The sequence below is a fragment of the Vibrio sp. SCSIO 43153 genome, assembly GCF_023716625.1.
Taxonomy (GTDB): Bacteria; Pseudomonadota; Gammaproteobacteria; order Enterobacterales; family Vibrionaceae; genus Vibrio; species Vibrio rotiferianus.
Genome location: NZ_CP071856.1, coordinates 279,969 through 299,899 on the forward strand (window position 1 = coordinate 279,969; position 19,931 = coordinate 299,899).

A 19,931-nucleotide genomic window follows, 5' to 3' on the forward strand; every position below is an offset into this window, starting at 1 on the left:
CACTATTTACCAACAAATTAAGGATAATGTGCAGCCACCCTTTTAGGGAAATGTGTGCCATTTACAAGAAATAGAAACGCCTCAAAGAAGCGAGGCGTTTGCATAGAAAGGAAGTAAGAAGTAATTACTTAAAACAAACGTCAGCCCAACGCGCCAAACCTGCGGTTACGGAACCGAAGTAGTTGCCACTAACAACAGGAATATTTGGCAACACGGTTTGTACTGCTTCACGCAATATTGGCGAGCGTGCCGATCCCCCGGTCATGAAGATTGCATCTGGTGTTACCCCTGCGAGGTTTACTGCTTCTGCTACAAGCTCAGTCATTTTTGTTTTTGGAGACTCAATAGCGTCAATCATCTCGTCACGTAACACATCAACTTCAATCAGCTCAGAAAGCAAATTAATGCCAGTTCGATAGGATGGCTCTTCAGACAAAGCAACCTTTGCCTCTTCTGCTCGGCGGACAATGTTGTAACCTAGCGATTCATGGTAGACCTCCAATAAACGAGCAAGCTTCTTTGGCTCTTGCGCTTGTTTGTGGAGCAGTTTCAGCGCGGCTAGATTTTCACGCGAGTAGAAGTCATTTTGAGCTTCAACATTGTTAATCGCAATTGGGTTCCAGAACTGAGTCGTTGGCATGACAATTCCTGACTCCATCTTGCTTTCCATACCAAACGGGAACATCAGCTTTTTAAATGCCAACGCAATGTCTAGGTCATTTCCACCAATACGTTGCCCACTATGTGATAACAAGCTTGCTGTACGATCAGCCTTTCCGCGCCAAGATGGGCCCATTTGGATAAGTGAACAGTCTGTAGTACCCCCGCCAATATCGACCACTAATACAGTTTTGTCTTCGGTAAGCGTAGCTTCATATTCCAGACCAGCAGCAACCGGTTCAAACTGAAACTCAACATTCCGAAAACCAGCTCGTTGCGCCGCACGTAACAGGATATTTTCAGCTTGAATATTGGCAGCCTCTCCTCCACGACCGTGGAAGTTTATTGGACGACCAATCACAGCATCAGTAATTGACTGTTGTGCATCGTTCTCTGCCTGAGACTTAATGTTATCCATCATTGCACATACTAAGTCCTCAAAAAAACTGAGCTGTACGTCGCGTAAACCCGATGCGCCCAAAAATGATTTTGGCGATTTCACATAATAAATGTCTTGAGGATCTGCAAGATAACGCTCTAATGCAGCTTGACCAAAAGCCATATCTTCAAGTTCAAGGTCTATACTTTCTTCACGATTGAAGTTAATTGCACGACGTAACACCTGCTCCCCGACCTGATCAAAAGGCTTGATGTCTCGATGTCGGAAAAGGTGTTCAGAAACCGACTCACGAGTCGGTGCAGAAAGGGTGGAAGGAATGTAGGGGTTCGCTCCCTCAAGCTTGAGCAACTTAGGCTCACCCTGTTCCATTTTCGCCACCGAACAGTTTGCGGTGCCGTAGTCAAAGCCGATGTACATAAATCCTCCCACTGACGAAAAAGGTCGGCAATGCTACATCAATGCTTATACAAATGCTACAGGCGAATAGCTCCGCTTCCTGTCCACTCCCCTTTAATTCTCTGCAACTTCATCATTTATTTAGAAGGCTTACGCTTCATTGAGGGTAAACCAAACGCAAGCAAAAGCGCCAGAATGAGAAATACCGGGGATAGTTTTAGACCATCCCAAATAGAATAACGTTCTTGAAACAACCAAAAGATACCAACGGTCAGTAGGTAAGCAAAATAACTGCAAAACACCAGACTAATCGCGACAAAGCGTGTGCGATTAATAATTAAGACTCTTACAAGGAACTGGCTAAGAATACTTGCACAATGAACAGCAAGTTGCCAATTGATAATAAAAATAGCTAATGCAACAAAGCCTGAGGTAAGCAACGCATCATGTGTTGACAGGATAAAATAGCTGCCAAAACGACTTATGATAACCGGGTAATCCCCTTCGTAGACCGTAGACCATGAAATCGCATTCGCGGCAGCAACAAAATTCGCAAAGTAGGCAATGGCATAAAACGACGTTTGAGAACTAAACGGTTGGACAACATTATGACAATAGCCGCGCCACTCTTCTATGTTGCTTGTTGGCCCAACCCAGCTTTTATCGCTCTTAGGCTCATGCTCAGCAAAGGCTGGCCCATTCCTAAACAGCAACCAAAAGATATAAAGTGCAAGTACGACTAGAAGTAGTGTTAGCATACCCCTCCCCCTCAGAAAACGTCACTTTCATTGCCAATAGCGTTGGGGTCGTATACTACACTTCCCTAAAAATTAAGAGTTAAATTAACCTTAACGCCTGATTAAGCACTAATGATTATCTCTATTTATGAGGTGGCCAAATAACTACCGCCTCATATTTAGGTTTAGCACACATTGCTTATGCACGCTTACCGAGAGAGGGATACTTTACCGCTTAAGCGTCTAACTTATCTTCAAAAATACCAAGTTCACGGCCAAGCCATATGGCGCGAACAGTGTGATCAATAAGCTCTTCTTCACTGACGGGATGAATTAACACGGAGAAGTCGCCACGATGTGCATCTAACCATGATACAAACTCATCGCTTACCGACTCCATGTGTAGTTCAAACATAGGCATTTTATGAGGACCTACAAGTCTGTTCACCAGCGGGAATACTCGAAGTACATCTTGTCTTTGCTCGCGGATGAGGTCACTCAGTTGCTGTGCTTTCTGTTCATGGATTAAAGGATAATAGATATGAGCGTGATACATCGTCTCTCCAACTGGTTGTTCGTTTTAGGTAAATACCCCTAAGTGCATCGCTTAGCACCCAAGAGACATCGGTATAACATAACCAATAAAAAACGCCACCCGTAAATAATACAAGGTGGCGTTTTAGAGCAACTCGACTCAATTTTAAATGTCTAAACGAACAAACCAACAATTGCAGCGTTCATCAGGTTTGCAAGAGTTGCAGCAAGTAGTACTTTCATGCCTAGCTTACCGATAACACCCGCTCTATCTGGGATCATGCTGCTTAGTGCACCACAAACCATTGCAACCGAGCCAATGTTAGCAAAGCCACATAAAGCAATGGTCATGATCGCTGTTGTACGATCGCTCAGTTCTACCCCACCCATACTTGCGAAAGCAACGAACTCATTAAGGGCAATTTTCTGGCCCAAAAATGCCCCTGCACTCATGGCTTCGCCCCAAGGAACACCAATCAGCCAAGCAACAGGAGAGAATAGAACGCCAAGAATGACATCAACCGTTAAGCCACTAAACCCAAAGAACTCTCCTATCGCACCCAAGCCGCCATTTAGCATCGCCATTAAGCCGATACATGAGATAATGACCGCACCCACAATAGCCGCAATCGAGGTGCCTGCGATCGCGCCCTTCGCTACCGCATCAATAAAGCTCGTCGGTTTTTCATTATCTGGCAGTTCTGGCACTTCATCGATCGTTTCTTCTGTTTCAGGGATGATCAACTTTGCGAACATCAATCCTGCGGGTGCAGACATAAAACACGCCATGATTAAGTAGTTGAGATCAACCCCCATGCCTGCAAGACCTGCCAGAATTGAGCCTGCAATAGACGACAAGCCACCCACCATAATAGCGAAGATCTGTGCTCGTGTTAGTACGCGATGGTATGGTTTTACCAACAACGGAGCTTCTGTTTGGCCTAATACAATGTTACCAGCAGCGTTCATTGACTCTGCACGAGATGTGCCCAGCACTCGCTGCAATCCACCACCAATGATTCGAACGAACCACTGCATGATGCCTAAGTAGTAAAGAAGGGAGGTCAGTGACGCTGTGAAAATGATTTGTGGAAGAACCTGTAGCGCCCAAATAAACCCTATACCATCAACGCTGAAGTTCACTAAGCTACCAAACGCAAACTTAATGCCTTCCGTGCCATAGCTAAACACCTTGCCGACTGCACTAGACACTGATAGCAATACATCTGCACCAATATCTGTTGCCAATACAAAGCCCGCAACAACCAAGATGATTCCAAACGCGCCAGAAACCGCACGCCAACTAATTTGTTTTCTGTTTTCTGAGCATAGGAAGCCCACACCGAGTAATACGGCGATACCAAGTAATGACTGAAGCATAATGTTTTATCCGTTGTGAGAATCTACGACTTTGATAACCTGACTTGCGTGCTGGTGAGCTAACTCGATGGTTTTTTCTACATCACCGCCTTCCTCTGGAATGGCATTCATTTCAAATGTAACGACGGTGTCGACAATATTCATTTCAGCAGCTTTAAATGCATGTTCAAACGCTCGCTGATAACACTCTAGAGGCATAAAGTTAAAACCAGATTCAGAATATGATTCTGCTGTCGCCCCGGCCGTGATTGAAAACAACACTTTTTTGTTTTTTAACTGGCTTCCATTTGGACCAAAAGCAAATCCATAGGTAAATACTTGATCGATCCACTCTTTTAATACTGATGGAAACGTACTCCAGTAAAGTGGGAACTGAATAATAACCAGATCAGAACTAAGAAGACGTTGCTGCTCAGATTTTATATCTCCAGTAAAATCTGTGGCATTTGCAATCTGCCAACTCGTGTTCTGAGAGAAATGGGATAGGATTTCAGAGTTTGCGTAAGAACGGTCCAAATTTGGATGACCATTAATAACGAGTACGTTCATGGCGTTGCCCTATAATTATTAGTGCGCTCATTTTCCCACTGCCAGTAAGAACAAGGAAGAGCAAAGCACCTTTCTGTTGTATTGATAATTTTCGTGTTTATGGTAACGCCGTCTTGGCGAAATCTAGAGGACAAATGTCCCTCCCTTGACGAGAGAGCTCAAAAGTTCATACATAAACCCTGCAGATTAAAACGAATCCTCTGTGAAATTTCACAACACAATTTTATTACAATTTTCATGTCAAGCTCAGTGAATCCCTTCAACTTTGAAAACTTACAATTCTAAAAAGCAGTATTTTATCCTAGAAAAGTGCGGTGTAAGCGAAACTTTACTGATGAAGATAACTCAAATCAAAGCACAATTTAACAATTTGTTTACACTTACTATATCTGGTTATACCAAGATTCATCACTGGATTAGGCGGTGTAAACAGCAGTATGAGATGTCGCCTTGTGTTTACCACAACACGGTTTTGCTAGAGAGACGGAAAAGAGGTGCGTCGATAACTAACAAAAACAACTGCAATCCTAGGTATAACCTTTTGCGCTGATATCAAAGACTGAGTACCCATACAGACTTTGATTTAACTATGAGCAGCTGCAGTCCAAAAGACCCGCAGCGTCAAAAGGAGCTTGAGATGAACGTTCAGGCATTACCCATGCATCGGTTTATCGACCATGATGGGAACCTCATCAGCCAACTACCCAACTGGGCTGATCTAGAAACCTTGGTCGGGTTTTACCAAGATATGGTATTAACTCGCACCTACGATAACAAAGCCGTTGCCCTGCAACGCACTGGTAAATTAGGCACCTATCCTTCGCATCTTGGCTCGGAAGCCATTGGGATTGCCGTAGGCAGAGCGCTAAAAGCCAGTGACGTCTTTGTTCCATACTATCGCGACATGCCTGCCATGTGGTGTCGTGGCATAGGAATGGAAAAGAACCTTCAATACTGGGGAGGCGATGAGCGCGGAAGCGACTTCGCACCCGAAGGCAGCCCATTCCCTAGCCGAGACTTACCTTTCTGCGTGCCTATCGCCACCCAATGCACTCATGCGGTGGGCGTTGCATCTGCACTGAAGATCCAAGGCAACCATGAGGCAGCCTTGGTGATGTGTGGTGACGGCGCAACATCAAAAGGCGACTTCCTCGAATCCGTTAACTGTGCGGGCGCATGGAACATTCCACTGGTGTTCGTCGTAAACAACAACCAATGGGCGATCTCCGTACCGCGTAGTTTGCAATGCGCTGCGGAATTTCTCTCAGAAAAAGCCAAAGGCGCCGGCATCCCCGGTATTACGGTGGATGGCAACGACGTAGTCGCCGTGTTTGACGCAACAATGACCGCCCTTGAACGAGCGAGAAAAGGCAAAGGCGCAACGTTAATAGAAGCTGTAAGTTACCGCTTGAGCGATCACACCACTGCCGACGATGCGACCCGTTATCGTAACGAGGATGAAGTTCAAACGGCTTGGCAATATGAGCCCGTCCGTCGACTTAAAGCCTTTCTCATCAATCAAGGCGTTTGGAGTAACGAGAAAGAGCAAGAGTGGCAAACCCACTGCAAAGAACAAGTTGAACTCGCCGTTGAACGTTATCTCAATATGCCGAATCAAGCTCCTGAAACGGGCTTCGACTTCCTTTATGAATCCCTACCCCAAGAGCTTCATGCGCAAAGGGATGAGCTAATCAACAAAGCAATGCGAATGCAGGGAGGGAAACATGGCTGAACTGACGTTAGTTGAAGCAGTGAACCTCGCACTGCACCATGAAATGGAACACGACCCGAATGTCATCGTCCTCGGCGAAGATGTGGGTGACAACGGCGGTGTATTCCGCGCCACTGTAGGGCTCAAACAAAAGTATGGCCTTAAGCGTGTTATCGATACACCATTGGCCGAAGCACTTATTGGCGGTGTCACTGTCGGTATGGCAACGCAAGGCTTACGACCTGTGGCAGAGTTTCAATTCCAAGGCTTTGTCTTCCCAGCACTGGAACAGTTGATGTGTCACGCGGCGCGAATGCGTAACCGTACTCGTGGTCGACTCACTTGCCCTGCCGTATTCCGCGCGCCCTTTGGTGGCGGTATTCACGCACCAGAACATCACTCTGAAAGTGTTGAAGCTCTATTTGCTCATACAGCCGGTTTTAAGGTTGTCATTCCTTCATCACCGCAACGTGCTTACGGTTTGCTCCTAGCAGCCATTCGTAGCAACGATCCGGTGATGTTCTTTGAGCCAAAACGTATCTATCGCACAGTGAAATCTGAAGTAGTGGATAACGGCGAAGCGCTACCTCTCGACACTTGCTTTACCCTTCGTAAAGGTCGCGACATCACTCTTGTGACTTGGGGGGCGTGTGTTGTCGAATCCCTTCAAGCGGCTCAAACGCTGTCCAATCAAGGTATCGAAGTTGAGGTGATTGATTTGGCCAGCATCAAACCCATTGATACCGCGACCATCTTCCGCTCACTTGAGAAAACCGGACGCCTCTTGGTGGTCCATGAAGCCAGCAAAACCTGTGGTGTCGGCTCAGAACTGCTAGCCAGAACCGCAGAACATGCCATGTGCCTACTCAAAGCGCCACCAAAACGTGTCACAGGTATGGATACCATCATGCCGTACTACCGCAACGAAGATTATTACATGATTCAGGAAGAAGACATTGTGCTCGCCGCGCGCGAACTCGTGGAGGATTGGAAATGAAGACGTTTAACTTACCCGATCTCGGCGAAGGTCTCGCTGAGTCAGAAATTGTGAAATGGCATATTAGTGTTGGCGATATGGTCAAGCTCGATCAAGTGGTGCTTACTGTTGAAACCGCAAAAGCAACCGTGGACGTCCCTGCTCCTTATGGTGGTCGTATCGTGAGTCGTCATGGCGAAGAAGGCGACGTAATCAACATTGGTGCTCTACTTCTGGAAATCGATGAAACGGGAGCAGAACAAACCGTCTCAGAGCAGAAACAAACTGCCGATGCAGCAACCGTGGTTGGTAATGTATCCCAACATGCACACAGCGTGAATGTAGACGATTTCTGGATTGGTGGTGAACACAATCCATCGCCAGATAACCTCATCACTGCGCTTCCTTCTGCTCGCCTATTAGCGAAGAAACTGGGTGTGGATTTAGACTTGGTCAAAGGCAGCGGCCCAGATGGTTTGATCGTCGATGCCGATATCTACGATGAAGCAGGTAAACAGCGCCCAGGTACGGAAGTACTCAAAGGCGCACGCCGAACCATGGTGTCGACCATGGCGGAATCCCACCATAATGTCGCGGCAGTGACCATTACTGAGGAAGCTGTCTTAGATGGCTGGAAGCAAGGTGAAGACATCAGTATTCGTCTGGTCCAAGCGATTGTACATGCGTGTCAGGAAGAGCCAGCCATGAATGCATGGTTTGATGCTGAGACCATGACGCGTTGTGTCCACAGCACGGTGAATATTGGTATTGCCGTAGACAGTCGACATGGTTTGTACGTGCCTGTTCTACGACACGCCGATGAATATGAGCCTCAAGAAGTACGTCGTTGGTTGGACCAAACCGTACAAGGCATACGCGAACGTAAGATCGGTCGTGAGCAGTTACAACACGCCACGATTACGCTTTCAAACTTTGGTGCAATTGCCGGTATTTACGCAACGCCTGTGGTCACACCGCCACAAGTCGCGATTGTCGGTGCGGGTCGAATCATTGAGAAAGTAGTAATTCGAGACGGGCAAGCTGTAGCAGTGAAAGCCATGCCGCTGTCGATAACTTTTGACCACCGAGCATGTACCGGCGGTGAAGCAGCAAGGTTCACAAAAGTGCTGGCAGAGCACCTAAGAAAACCGAGTGTTTAAGAAACGTTTTTCATGAATAATAAAGGGCTTCTGATTGGAAGCCCTTTTGTTTTGAGAGTGAATTTAAAGAGAGATTCCCTACTCGCTCATTCTTCGCTCTAGGGAATGACGCCCGAAAAATACCGAACTTAAACCTTCTCCAATAATTCCGGCATAATCTCAAACAAATCACCAACCAGACCATAATCTGCGACTTGGAAGATTGGTGCTTCAGGATCACTGTTGATCGCCACAATCACCTTAGAATCCTTCATCCCAGCCAAATGTTGAATGGCTCCAGAAATACCTACAGCAATGTACAGCTGAGGCGCAACAATCTTACCCGTTTGCCCAACTTGCAAATCGTTAGAGACAAAGCCTGCATCTACCGCAGCACGTGATGCACCAATTGCACCACCAAGCTTGTCGGCAAGCTGTTCCACCAGCGCGAAATTCTCTTTACTGCCTAACCCTCGACCACCCGAGACAACAACATTTGCCGCAGGTAGTTCTGGTCTTTCACTTTCCGCTTTTTGCTGTGAAACAAACTCACTGTGCTCTGCCTTAATGACAGTTTCTAACGTCACGACATTCTCGACTACTGGTGAGTCAGACACAGCAATTGCGTCAAACGCTGAACTTCGAATCGTCATTACTTTGATTGTATCGTCCGAACGAACTCTGGCTAACGCATTACCGGCATAGATGGGGCGAACAACCGTATCGAGCGATTCAATTGCAATCACATCTGATAACTGCCCAACATCCAGTAAGGCAGCGACTCGGGGCATCAAGTTCTTACCGAACGTACTCGCAGGGGCAAGGATATGCGAATAGTCCCGACCAACTTCGGCAATCAAGGTGGACAGATTTTCTGCCAATGCATGCTGATATTCGGCAGCATCAATCACAACAATCTGCGAGATACCTTGCACACACTGTAACTCATTCAATACTGAGCTGCATTGATGTCCAACTAACAAGGCGGTGACAGGCAAGGAGGCACCGTCTTGTTGAACCTGAGCAGCCGCGCTCAACGCGCGTAATGTATCTGCTGAAAGTGATTGGTTGTCGTGCTCCACAACGACCAAGGTTGCTAACGGTTTGTTTTCCATGGTTATGCCTCCTAAATCACTTTCGCTTCATTTTTGAGCTTGTCGACTAACTCGCTCACACTGCCAACCATCTCACCGGCTTTACGAGCAGGCGGCGTCATGACTTCCAGCACTTGCTGAGAGTGTTCGACACTCACACCAAAGAAGTCTGGCGTCATTACCGATAGCGGCTTCTTCTTCGCTTTCATGATGTTCGGTAGAGAGGCGTAACGCGGTTCATTCAATCGCAAATCCGTACTGATGATCGCAGGCAAATCCAGTTTCAGAGTTTCTAAGCCACCGTCGATTTCCCGAGTAACCAGAACCGTTTCCCCTTCAACTTTCACTTCCGAAGCAAATGTCCCCTGCGGACGATTCATCAGTGCCGCCATCATTTGCGCGACTTGGTTGTTATCCGTATCGATTGACTGTTTACCGAGAAGCACCAGTTGAGCCTGTTCTTGCTCCATCACAGCTTTGAGTAACTTCGCGACCGCAAGCGGTTCTGGTGACTGTTCAACATCAATATGAATCGCACGATCCGCACCTAATGCGAGCGCTGAGCGCAATTGTTCCTGACAACTGGCGTCACCAATCGACACCACTAACACCTCTTCTGCTACCCCAGCTTCTTTAAGGCGAACAGCCTCTTCCACCGCAATTTCACAGAATGGGTTCATCGTCATTTTCACGTTGTTGGTTTCCACACCGGAACCATCAGATTTCACTCTTACTTTAACGTAAGGGTCAATTACACGTTTAATCGCAACCAGTACTTTCACATTCCCTCCTAGCAGATCGCAAAGCGATACGCGTCCTAGCAATTGGGTCATGCGTGACGAAGATTTGTGTTAAAGCTCTTGCTTTTCATCACCTTGCTAATAAAAAACGCATTGTGACATTGTCACTCAAAATCTTTATCACGCCCTATGACGTTACCATTTGAGCTTAGTTTAGTTTACGTTTACGTCAACTGGACTATAGTTCTTTATACGAGCACTGCGTAATAGAAGAAGCACCTGAAACACAAAGAAAGGTTTCGCATAAAGGAAGCAAGAAGATGGAAAGAGAATGCATGGAATTTGATGTGGTGATTGTTGGCGCCGGACCTGCAGGTTTGAGTGCAGCATGCCGCTTAGCGCAACTCAACCAAGAACGTGAGGGTGAGCCGCTGTCTATTTGTGTGGTAGAAAAAGGCTCAGAAGTTGGCGCACATATCTTATCTGGTGCGGTATTCGAAACACGTGCATTAGACGCACTCTTTCCTGATTGGCAAAGCATGGGCGCACCGCTTTCCGCCGCAGTAAAAAACGATGCCTTCTTGTACCTAACCACAGACCTTAATCACATTCGTGTTCCCCACTTTCTTACTCCCAACCCAATGCACAATGACGAAAACAACTACGTCATTAGCTTGGCGAACCTGTGTCGTTGGTTAGCAGAACAAGCTGAATCGCTTGGCGTTGAGGTCTATCCCGGTTTCGCTGCATCCACGATTAACTACGATGCATTTGGCGCTGTTACAGGAGTAAACACCAGCGACATGGGCTTGGACAAAAAAGGAGAAGCCAAACCCAACTTTGAGGCCGGGATTGAGCTAAAAGCCAAATACACCGTATTCGCCGAGGGGTGCCGAGGTCATTTAGGTAAAGAGCTCATCCAACGATTTGGTTTAGACGATGATAAACAACCGCAACATTATGCGCTTGGGCTTAAAGAGATTTGGGAGTTACCTGCCGATGCCAAAGATCAATCAGGCAGCGTGATTCACTCTGCTGGGTATCCTCTAAGTGAATCCAACACCACGGGCGGCGGTTTTCTCTATCACATGGAGAACAACCAAATCGCTGTCGGGCTTATTGTCGACTTGAATTACAGCAATCCTTACTTAAGTCCGTTTGACGAATTTCAACGCTTTAAGCACCACCCTGCAATCGAACAACATTTGAAAGGCGCTCAACGCATCGCTTACGGCGCAAGAGCCATTGCGAAAGGCGGACTGTCTTCTCTGCCGAAACAGCAATTCCCCGGCGGTTTATTGATTGGTTGTGATGCAGGTACTTTGAACGTCGCCAAAATCAAAGGCAGCCATACTGCGATGAAATCCGGTTTATTAGCCGCAGAAGCCATTGCTGAAGCATTCACACAATCCAATTCGGAACCGGATTACCAAACCAAGTTTGAGGATTCATGGTTGTATGAAGAGCTTAGTGACACACGCAACTTTGGTGCGAACATTCACAAATTCGGCAGCGTACTCGGCGGCGCACTTTCCACCTTCGAACACAACCTGTGGCAGCCACTGGTTAAGAAACCAATACCGTGGACAATCACAGATCGTTCTCACGATCATGAACAGCTGAAACCAATTGATGAGTGCCAACCTATTCAATACTCGAAACCAGATGGTGTAATCAGCTTCGATAAACCCTCATCAGTATTTTTGTCTGGTACACAACACGAAGAAAATCAGCCTTGCCACTTGCAACTCGCCTATCCTCATATTCCGATTCAAGTCCATTTGAAGAAGTTTGATGAGCCAAGCCAGCGCTACTGCCCTGCTGGCGTGTATGAAGTGGTAGAAGTCGAAGGCGAGCGAACATTTCAAATCAATGCCGCAAACTGCGTGCATTGCAAAACCTGTGACATCAAAGATCCTTCGCAAAACATCACATGGAAAGCACCAGAAGGTAGCGGCGGACCGAGCTATCAAAACATGTAGATACGTTAGTATGTTGACAGTCTAATGAATGGATAAATAAACCGATTGGCAGAGCATCATTACTCCTGCCAATCGGCAAAATGGTCGAGCAGGAAATCTATAGCCAATCGCGCTCGTAGTGGCAGAAAGTGACGATTCTGATAAACAATCCAGCTGCTATTACCACTTCCCCAATAGGGCTCTAGTATTGGCACCAAACGACCAGACGAAATAGCATCGTTGAAACTGCTCTTCGGTAAGTACGCCACACCTAATCCTTCTGCACAGGCTTGCAAGACCGTGTGTGCGTTATTGCTCTTCCATCTGCCCTGCACTTTTACGCCATCTAAAGGCTTGCCGTCTTTTTCAAACAACCAAACGTCCTTATTGGCAATAATGCAGCTATGACGCTTGAGTTGCTCAGGGTGCGTTGGTAAACCATGTTCATCGAGATAACGCTGACTGGCTGCCGCTGCCATGGGACGATCCACCAACTTTCTCGCAACCAAGCCTGAATCACTCAACCTGCCGTAACGAATGGCAAAATCGAAACCATCTTCAATAAAGTTGACCATGCTGGTATTGAAGTTGATCTCTACCGTGAGATTAGGATGTTGCTTGGCAAACGCCATCAAGGCAGGCGCTACATGGTTCTCAGAAAACGCACCGGCGGCACTCACGCGTAACGTACCGCTCAATTGAGTTTGCTGCGTGGTGAGCTGTTCATTGGCTTGCTGAAGCCCAATCACCAGCTCTTTACACTGCTGATAATACGCTTGCCCTGCTTCCGTTAGACTCACCATTCTTGTCGAACGTGCTAACAAGGCGACACCTAATCGCTCTTCTAGTCTTGTGACTTGGCGACTGACATGACTGGTACTGCAACCTAATTGTTTTGCCGCTGCAGAAAACCCTAAGCTCTCAGCAACCGTAACGAACTCATTGATGCCTTCAAAACTGTCCATACTTACCTTTGCTATATAGCAATAATGTTTTGCCAATTAATCGTATTATCACTTATTTGTTTAGCAATTAGTATGAAGGTGTTCAACAAATACACGTAAGCCAAAAAGGAAACCATCATGAAGAAAGTACTCATCATTGTGACGAACCATGCGACCCTTGGTGAAACTGACCAAGCAAACGGAACTTACGCGCCAGAGCTCACTCATGCCCTTAGCGAACTACTGGGTGCAGGCTTCGATTACGACATTGCCTCTATCAATGGTGGACAAGCACCACTGTACGGAACCGACATCGAAGGCGACGCAGTGAACGAGAAAATTTTGGCGGATGATGATTTCCAGAACCGCATCAACAACACGATTCCAGTGTCACAAATCAACGGTGACAACTACGATGCGATCTTCTATCCGGGTGGTTTTGGTCTTCTTTCAGACCTAGCGAGCAACGAAGATTTTGCCAAGATTTCTGCAAAACACTATGAAGATGGCGGTATTGTGGCTGCAGTTTGTCATGGTCCTGGCGCTCTTCTCCCTATCACGCTTAACAATGGCGAAAAGCTACTTGCGTCTAAATCAGTAACAGGCTTCACTCGCGAAGAAGAAATCGACTTCGGCACTATCAACGACATCCCATTCCTATTGGAAGAGTCTCTTGCTCGTGGCGCAGCGCGCTACTCTAAAGTGCAGCCATGGCAAGAGCTTGTGATTGTGGACGACCGAGTCATCACAGGTCAAAACCCAACGAGCGCACACGGCGTAGGTAAAGCAATCGTGGATCTATTGAGCTAGTCCCTAGACACTCTGCCCACGAAGAACAAAGGAAAGCCGCATTCATGTCGCTTTCCTTTTTGTTTGTCGTCTATTTCACTATTCAGCCAAGACCGTTCAGTTCCCTCACCCCACCCCTTCCCAATACAATAACGAGTGATGCCTCGCAAAACTTGAGTTACTTCAAACTCATCCGCTTGTATTTCTTTGATTCATTGAAACTCACCAAAGATTGAATCAAGGTAAGTTAACAATTCAATAACAACAAGTCAGGACGACAATGAATAATGAATTAGTACTGAAAACGCCTGATGCGCTCTCCATCCATGCCAGAGTTTTCCATCCAGAAAGCGAGGTAAAAGCTGGTGTCATCATCAACGCAGCTACCGCAGTTAAGCAAAGTTATTATCAACGTTTTGCTCAATTCCTCGCGCAAAATGGTTATTTGGTGGTGACCTATGACTATCGCGGTATTGGTCAATCCGCCATTCAAGATACGCGCGACCTTCGCTTAACAATGCAAGCATGGGGCGAAAAGGACTTGGCTACCGTCATTGATTGGGTGACAACCCATCACTCTGCACTCGATTGGCACTGTATTGGGCACAGCGTTGGCGGTCAGATCTTAGGTTTAGCGGCAAACAACACGGTATTTAAAAGCGTTTACTGTGTTTCCTCTCAAAGCGGATATTGGGCAAATTGGGAAGGTATATCTAAACCTAGAATGTTTGCCATGTGGTATTTCGCCGTTCCAGTGTTATCAACGCTGTTTGGCAAAGTTCCCGGAGTCTTTCTTGGTGGCGAAGCTCTACCAGGATGCATTGCCAAACAATGGGCATACTGGGGACGCGATCCGCACTACATCATTGATGAAAACGGCACGCCAATCCGCGATAATTTCGAGCAAATGACCTGTGATATTAAGTTCAAACTTATCGATGATGACATGGACTTTGCACCACCGAAATCCGTCCATCAGCTTGCCAGCTTTTACAGCAATGCGAACGTCGAAATAGAGACAGTGAAAACTAAACAACTGGGCACCAAAGTTGGACACTTTGGCTTCTTCCGTAAGAAACATGAAGACGATCTCTGGTTAGATGCTCTAGCTTGGCTGAACAAACAATATCCGAGTGAGATAGAGTCGGTGGCGTAATGCGATATTATCGCCATTCCTCATCAATTCCGGATATAATGCCCTCCTTGTTCCAGCTGATGAATCATGACAATGCGAAAATACTACGTAACTGAAGGCGACACGACGTCTAAGAAAGAGAAAATTGCCTACCCAAAACTGGCGCTATGTGACCAATGTGTGGGTAGCTATGTTGTGATCAGTGAAGGCGAACGCACGTACGAAGAGTGCGCTAAATGCTGTGCGGACGATTAACGCTAACGCGATAAGTTAATGATATGAGGCAGGTTTGAATCTCTGCCTCATCTTACTCTTCCAGAGCTGACTCTTCGCGCAATAAAATACAACCTTTATAATCCATCAGCCCTTGTGTGACGTTCACTTCACCTTGTTTTGAAACAACCACTGCCTCGATACCCTGTTGCTGATTTAGGTACAATATCGCTTGTTCAACGCTTGGTAAAAAGCCTGCGGTACTCCAAATTTCACCATCGACAGACAGGCGAGAGATAATCGTCAAACTGGCGATATCGGTTGAGATTGGCATTCCCGTTTTGGCATCCAACAAGTGATGATAACGCTGCCCGTTGGATTCAAAAAATCGCTCATTGATACCCGATGTCACCATCGACATGCCTTGTAAAGGTACGACGCGAACGACGTCACCACGCTCAAATAATGGGTTCTGAATGCCCACATTCCATGCTTTGTTGCTGTTATCTGGCGAATGACCGATGGTCAGTACGTTCCCACCCAAACTGATAAAACCGCTTTGTACGCCTGCTTCAACCAGTTTGTTCTTTACCTGATCAGCGAAGTAACCTTTAGCAATCGCGCCCAAGTCTATCTCCATCCCCTTCTGACTTAAGAACACCGAGTGGTCATCTTCGTTCAAAATGATCTTGGTCGGATCGACCAAGGATAACTTGTCGGTAATCACATCATGAGACGGCACTTTGGCATCCTTAAAGCCAATTCGCCAAGCTTTTACAAGCGGACCGACTGCAACGTTAAAAGGATTTCTTCCGTCTTCACTGTGCTGTTTGGCAAGCTTAATCAGGTCAAATAGATCCTGCGCTACCACCACAGGCGCAATGCCCGCATTTTGGTTGACGCACATCAGCTCAGAGTCGGATTGATTGACCGTAAATCGCTCTGCGTAATCGGCGAGTTGCGCGTAGGCTTCTCTTATCAGTTGCTCACCGTTCGAGTGATACACCACCACATCGATAAAGGTGCCCATCATCTGAAATCTGGCGCTGTATTTATTGGTGCTCATCGATTTCTCCAAACACTAAATACGGAAAAAGAGGGAAGCATCACTCCCCTCTTATTGATTACCTATCTTGCTCTGCTTCGCTCTTGAATGAGTGCTTAAACAAGATCAGATGCACTCTCACCAGCGATACGACCATAAGTGAATATATCGATCAGCGCGTTACCACCGAGACGGTTACCCGCGTGGATACCCCCCGTTACTTCGCCTGCTGCGTATAGACCTTGAATAACTTCGCCATCTTTACCAATCACGCGCGCCTTAGTATCAATCTTCAAGCCGCCCATTGTATGGTGAACTGAAGGCTGACGTGGCGTCGCGTAGAACGGTGCTTTTTCCACTTTCAAACCGAATGCACTCTTATAGAACTCAGGATCCTGTCCTGCATCCACACAAGCGTTGTATTGTGCGATGGTGTTAGTTAGCTCTTGCGTCGGAACGCCAATTTTCTCTGCCAACTCTTCTAGCGTGTCAGCTTGAATAATGATGCCTTCTTTGATTTCGCGCTCGATGGTTTCATCTGACGTATTCGCTGCGGTTTGACGAATGTTCTCGTCCGCAATCATGTAAATCAGACCACCGTTATCGAAGAACGCCTCAGAAAGCACGTCACGGCTACCACACTCATCAACAAAGCGCTTACCTTGCTTGTTCACGAATACAAAGTTCTCTGGTGGCACAATCAGACCGGTCAGCAGCGCACCTGATTTAGGGTCACCAACTGGCATTAATTGCACAAAGCCCATGCCGACTAATTCTGCGCCAGCTTTCTCACCAATTTCGATGCCGTCACCAACCAATGCTGGTGAGTTTGTGGTCTTGATGTCGTCCGCGATTTCTTTCCAGTATGTGTTGTACTTTTTGATCATCTGAGTGTTTGCGCCGAAACCACCAGAAGCCAACACCACACCATGATTCACGTGAAGGATAAGCTCTGTGCCGTCCGCTTGAACCGCTTTGATGCCCACCACTTTACCGTTATCAACCATCAAATCCGTTGCACGCGTATCTGTAATGATGCGACCGTTTTGCTCTTGAATGCGTTTTGATAGTTTGTCGACAAACTCTACGCCTTTTGGACGTTTAGGTTTGTGTGCACGACGCCACAAGGCACCAACGGGGATCTCAACAACGCTACGGTCAAAATCAATGCCCTTTTCACTCAACCAATCAATAGATTCCATAGAGCGAGATGTTAGGGTTTCAACCAAATCGTATTGACCATAAATCGATTCACCGTTCAGGTCGGTACGTTTACCGCCAAGGTAGGTTTGAATGCGGTGTAATTCGACAGAATCAAACAAGTACTGCTTGCCGTTCTCAAGATCTGTAAAGTAACCGTCTAGTTGTGCTTTAAGTACTTTGAAGTCTTCTAAGTACTCACCCGCAAACTCGGATTCCGCTGTTTTCGCTAGCAGCATCAAGGTTTCTTTTTCGCCAGGAAGTGCTGGGAAATCACCTTGCCATTTTGGTTCTGCCGCGTTCACCCAACCGCCAGTACGCACCGTGTTACCACCGATTGCTGGGAACTTCTCAAGCAAAGTAACCGACTTGCCTTTATCTAGCGCCGTTAACGTTGCACTCAAGCCGGCACCGCCGCCACCAACAACCACGATATCCACGGTTTCTTCGATGGTTTTCGATGACCATGCCACCGCTTCTTTGGCTTTGCAGCGCAGTGCTTCTGAGTTACCGCCCGCCAGATCAACCGCGTTCGATACGCCGTCCAGCACTGCTTGGCTGCTGACTGTCGCACCTGAAATCACGTCGATATTCAGTGTTTGACCATCAAGAATTTGTTGAGGAATACGTTCAAATGCTGGGTTTGCGATGCCGTCCGATTCTTTTGAAGAGTCCACCACAATGTCGAGGATCTTATCTTCAGAGAAAGTAACGGTAACCGGCAAGTCACCATTGTGACCGCGACCATACGCCGTGTATTCACCTGAGTTAAATTTGATTGGAACGTTCTGCAGCTCTTTGATGCGTTGGTGCTTCAATGCTTCTGCTGCGCTATCCACAATCATGTAATCCATGATTTCCCAAAGTGGCGTTGGAATTTGCAGCGCTTCTTGTTGCGCGATGTCCGCGAACTCAGCACAAGTTTCATCGTTAAGCGCTTTGTTTGCCCAAGTAGGTTCAACCAAATAACCTTTACCGACACTGACCATGTCGTAACCTTGCTCTAGTGCATTTTCTGCATCTTTGCGTTGAGCAATACCACCAACACCAATCACTGGTACTTTCGCAACACTTTCAGATTGAAGCTTACGGTATTTGTCGATAAGTGGCTCTTGGTCTTCTGGCGTGACGATAGAATTGCGTAACCAACTACCCATTGAGAAATGGAAGTAATCCAAGCCGTGAGCCGCAAGCTTGTCTAGTAGGAACATGGTGTCATCAAAGCGGATGCCCGGTTGTTCAATCTCTTCAGGAGAGAAGCGGTAACCGATGATGAAATCAGATTTGTTATGTTGCTCAGCCACTTGCTTAGTTTTTGCAAGTACAGCTAATGGGAAGGAAGTACGTCTTTCAATGTTACCACCCCATTTATCGTTACGACGGTTTGAGTGTGGCGAGAAGAATTGCTGAATCAGGTATGTGTTTGCGCCGTGAATTTCAACGCCATCGAAACCAGCAAGAATTGCACGATTTACAGCATCACCAAAGCGATCGATCATCTCTTCGATTTGCTCTTTGGTCATCTCAAGTGGTGTTTCAGCATTGTCACGTAGCGCAGCGACAGGACTTGCAGAAATCGGTTGGTGTCCACCATTGAACTCAGGATTTGCCATACGACCCGCATGGTAGATCTGCAGAATCGCTTTAGAGCCTTTTGCTTTAATCGCATCGGCAAGTTTAGTTAAACCAGCAATTTTGCTGTCGGTATCAATACCAAGCGCCCCCGGGAAAGCACGACCGTAATTCTCTACAAACGCACTCTCGACAATGATCGCCCCTGCATCACCAGAACGTGCCGCGTAGTAGTTGATCATCTCTTGCGTTACGCCGCCATCAAAGAATGCCGACTGAATCGTCATCGGTGCCATCACGATACGATTGTGCAGTTTGACCCCTGATTGAAATACAATTTCATCGACTAACTGAGCCATAAATAGTTTCCTTTAACAGATTAATTCTCATATCAAAGGCACCTCCAGTTCGACCAACACACCACAAGTGTTTTTGATATGAAAACCAACGTCCTCATTCGATAACCACAAAAATATTATTTATTTGACCGTATGAGTAAAATGAATACTTTGCATTTTAAACATGACCACTGCGCATAGATAAGTTCAAACTACAATTCTTGGCTTTGATAAAATTAACTTATATACACAACAAAGATGATGCTTGAGATAAGGCCTAACCACCTTATTAAAACCAGACAAAGCCATATAAAATCAATAACTTATAAATTTAATTGCGGGAAGTAAAATAAAATAGGAAATATAGATTGGATCAAGAGACTGTAATCAAAATGGACAATGAAAAAATCAAAAAAAG

At 46.5% G+C, this 19,931-nt stretch carries 17 protein-coding genes; 7 read left to right on the forward strand and 10 right to left on the reverse strand.

The features are described from left to right. Nucleotides 1–124: 124 nt before the first annotated feature. The 5 genes from yegD to J4N37_RS17440 all read right to left on the reverse strand — a co-directional run bounded on the left by yegD (nt 125) and on the right by J4N37_RS17440 (nt 4,656). Nucleotides 125–1,477, reverse strand: a complete 1,353-nt coding sequence (gene yegD, locus J4N37_RS17420) for a molecular chaperone (protein ID WP_252042923.1) — start codon at nt 1,475–1,477, stop codon at nt 125–127. 116 nt (nt 1,478–1,593) lie between these two features. Further along, nucleotides 1,594–2,214, reverse strand: coding sequence for a hypothetical protein (locus J4N37_RS17425; protein ID WP_252042925.1), 621 nt, complete (start codon nt 2,212–2,214; stop codon nt 1,594–1,596). A gap of 214 nt (nt 2,215–2,428) precedes the next feature. Next, nucleotides 2,429–2,749: a DOPA 4,5-dioxygenase family protein gene (locus J4N37_RS17430; protein WP_010452236.1), complete on the reverse strand. Its 321-nt coding sequence runs from the start codon at nt 2,747–2,749 to the stop codon at nt 2,429–2,431. Between the two features lie 152 nt (nt 2,750–2,901). Then, nucleotides 2,902–4,107, reverse strand: a complete 1,206-nt coding sequence (locus J4N37_RS17435; RefSeq protein WP_010452237.1) for a NupC/NupG family nucleoside CNT transporter — start codon at nt 4,105–4,107, stop codon at nt 2,902–2,904. Nucleotides 4,108–4,113: 6 nt separating this feature from the next. Beyond that, a complete protein-coding gene (locus J4N37_RS17440) occupies nt 4,114–4,656 on the reverse strand; it encodes an NAD(P)H-dependent oxidoreductase (RefSeq protein WP_252042926.1) in 543 nt (180 codons plus the stop codon). 637 nt (nt 4,657–5,293) lie between these two features. Between J4N37_RS17440 and pdhA the strand changes: the two genes are divergently transcribed. The 3 genes from pdhA to J4N37_RS17455 are packed head-to-tail and all read left to right on the forward strand — an operon-like array spanning nt 5,294 to nt 8,503. Then, nucleotides 5,294–6,388 carry a pyruvate dehydrogenase (acetyl-transferring) E1 component subunit alpha gene (gene pdhA / locus J4N37_RS17445; RefSeq protein WP_252042927.1) on the forward strand — a complete coding sequence of 365 codons (1,095 nt, stop codon included), beginning with the start codon at nt 5,294–5,296 and terminating at the stop codon, nt 6,386–6,388. After that, the gene (locus tag J4N37_RS17450) at nt 6,381–7,364 is read left to right on the forward strand and encodes an alpha-ketoacid dehydrogenase subunit beta (RefSeq protein WP_252042928.1); all 984 of its coding nucleotides are present in this window, start codon (nt 6,381–6,383) and stop codon (nt 7,362–7,364) included. The genes pdhA and J4N37_RS17450 overlap by 8 nt, the downstream gene beginning before the upstream one ends. Next, nucleotides 7,361–8,503 carry a dihydrolipoamide acetyltransferase family protein gene (locus J4N37_RS17455; protein ID WP_252042929.1) on the forward strand — a complete coding sequence of 381 codons (1,143 nt, stop codon included), beginning with the start codon at nt 7,361–7,363 and terminating at the stop codon, nt 8,501–8,503. Before J4N37_RS17450 ends, J4N37_RS17455 begins: the two co-directional genes overlap by 4 nt. Before the next feature lie 128 nt (nt 8,504–8,631). Here J4N37_RS17455 and J4N37_RS17460 read toward each other — a convergent pair whose 3' ends face one another. Beyond that, on the reverse strand, nt 8,632–9,597 hold the full coding sequence (locus J4N37_RS17460; protein WP_252042931.1) for an electron transfer flavoprotein subunit alpha/FixB family protein: 966 nt from the start codon (nt 9,595–9,597) through the stop codon (nt 8,632–8,634). Nucleotides 9,598–9,608: 11 nt separating this feature from the next. Continuing rightward, complete coding sequence (locus tag J4N37_RS17465; protein WP_252042932.1) at nt 9,609–10,358, reverse strand: electron transfer flavoprotein subunit beta/FixA family protein; 750 nt, start codon at nt 10,356–10,358, stop codon at nt 9,609–9,611. Nucleotides 10,359–10,636: 278 nt separating this feature from the next. Between J4N37_RS17465 and J4N37_RS17470 the strand changes: the two genes are divergently transcribed. Then, entirely contained in the window at nt 10,637–12,298 is a 1,662-nt protein-coding gene (locus J4N37_RS17470) for an electron transfer flavoprotein-ubiquinone oxidoreductase (RefSeq protein WP_252042933.1), read from the forward strand. A 59-nt stretch (nt 12,299–12,357) separates the two neighbouring features. Here J4N37_RS17470 and J4N37_RS17475 read toward each other — a convergent pair whose 3' ends face one another. Further along, on the reverse strand, nt 12,358–13,242 hold the full coding sequence (locus J4N37_RS17475; protein WP_005388553.1) for a LysR family transcriptional regulator: 885 nt from the start codon (nt 13,240–13,242) through the stop codon (nt 12,358–12,360). A gap of 117 nt (nt 13,243–13,359) precedes the next feature. On the opposite strand from J4N37_RS17475, the gene J4N37_RS17480 reads away from it, so the two are divergent. The 3 genes from J4N37_RS17480 (at nt 13,360) to J4N37_RS17490 (ending at nt 15,400) form a co-directional block, all read left to right on the forward strand. Further along, the gene (locus J4N37_RS17480; protein ID WP_252042934.1) at nt 13,360–14,031 is read left to right on the forward strand and encodes a type 1 glutamine amidotransferase domain-containing protein; all 672 of its coding nucleotides are present in this window, start codon (nt 13,360–13,362) and stop codon (nt 14,029–14,031) included. A gap of 259 nt (nt 14,032–14,290) precedes the next feature. Then, the gene (locus tag J4N37_RS17485) at nt 14,291–15,166 is read left to right on the forward strand and encodes an alpha/beta hydrolase family protein (protein WP_252042935.1); all 876 of its coding nucleotides are present in this window, start codon (nt 14,291–14,293) and stop codon (nt 15,164–15,166) included. A gap of 66 nt (nt 15,167–15,232) precedes the next feature. Then, nucleotides 15,233–15,400, forward strand: a complete 168-nt coding sequence (locus J4N37_RS17490) for a hypothetical protein (protein ID WP_252043325.1) — start codon at nt 15,233–15,235, stop codon at nt 15,398–15,400. Nucleotides 15,401–15,452: 52 nt separating this feature from the next. On the opposite strand, the gene J4N37_RS17495 is transcribed toward J4N37_RS17490, so the two are convergent. Next, complete coding sequence (locus tag J4N37_RS17495) at nt 15,453–16,424, reverse strand: FAD:protein FMN transferase (RefSeq protein ID WP_252042936.1); 972 nt, start codon at nt 16,422–16,424, stop codon at nt 15,453–15,455. A 95-nt stretch (nt 16,425–16,519) separates the two neighbouring features. Next, nucleotides 16,520–19,534 (reverse strand): flavocytochrome c, encoded by a 3,015-nt coding sequence (locus tag J4N37_RS17500; protein WP_252042938.1) that lies wholly within the window; start codon nt 19,532–19,534, stop codon nt 16,520–16,522. Nucleotides 19,535–19,931: the final 397 nt, after the last annotated feature.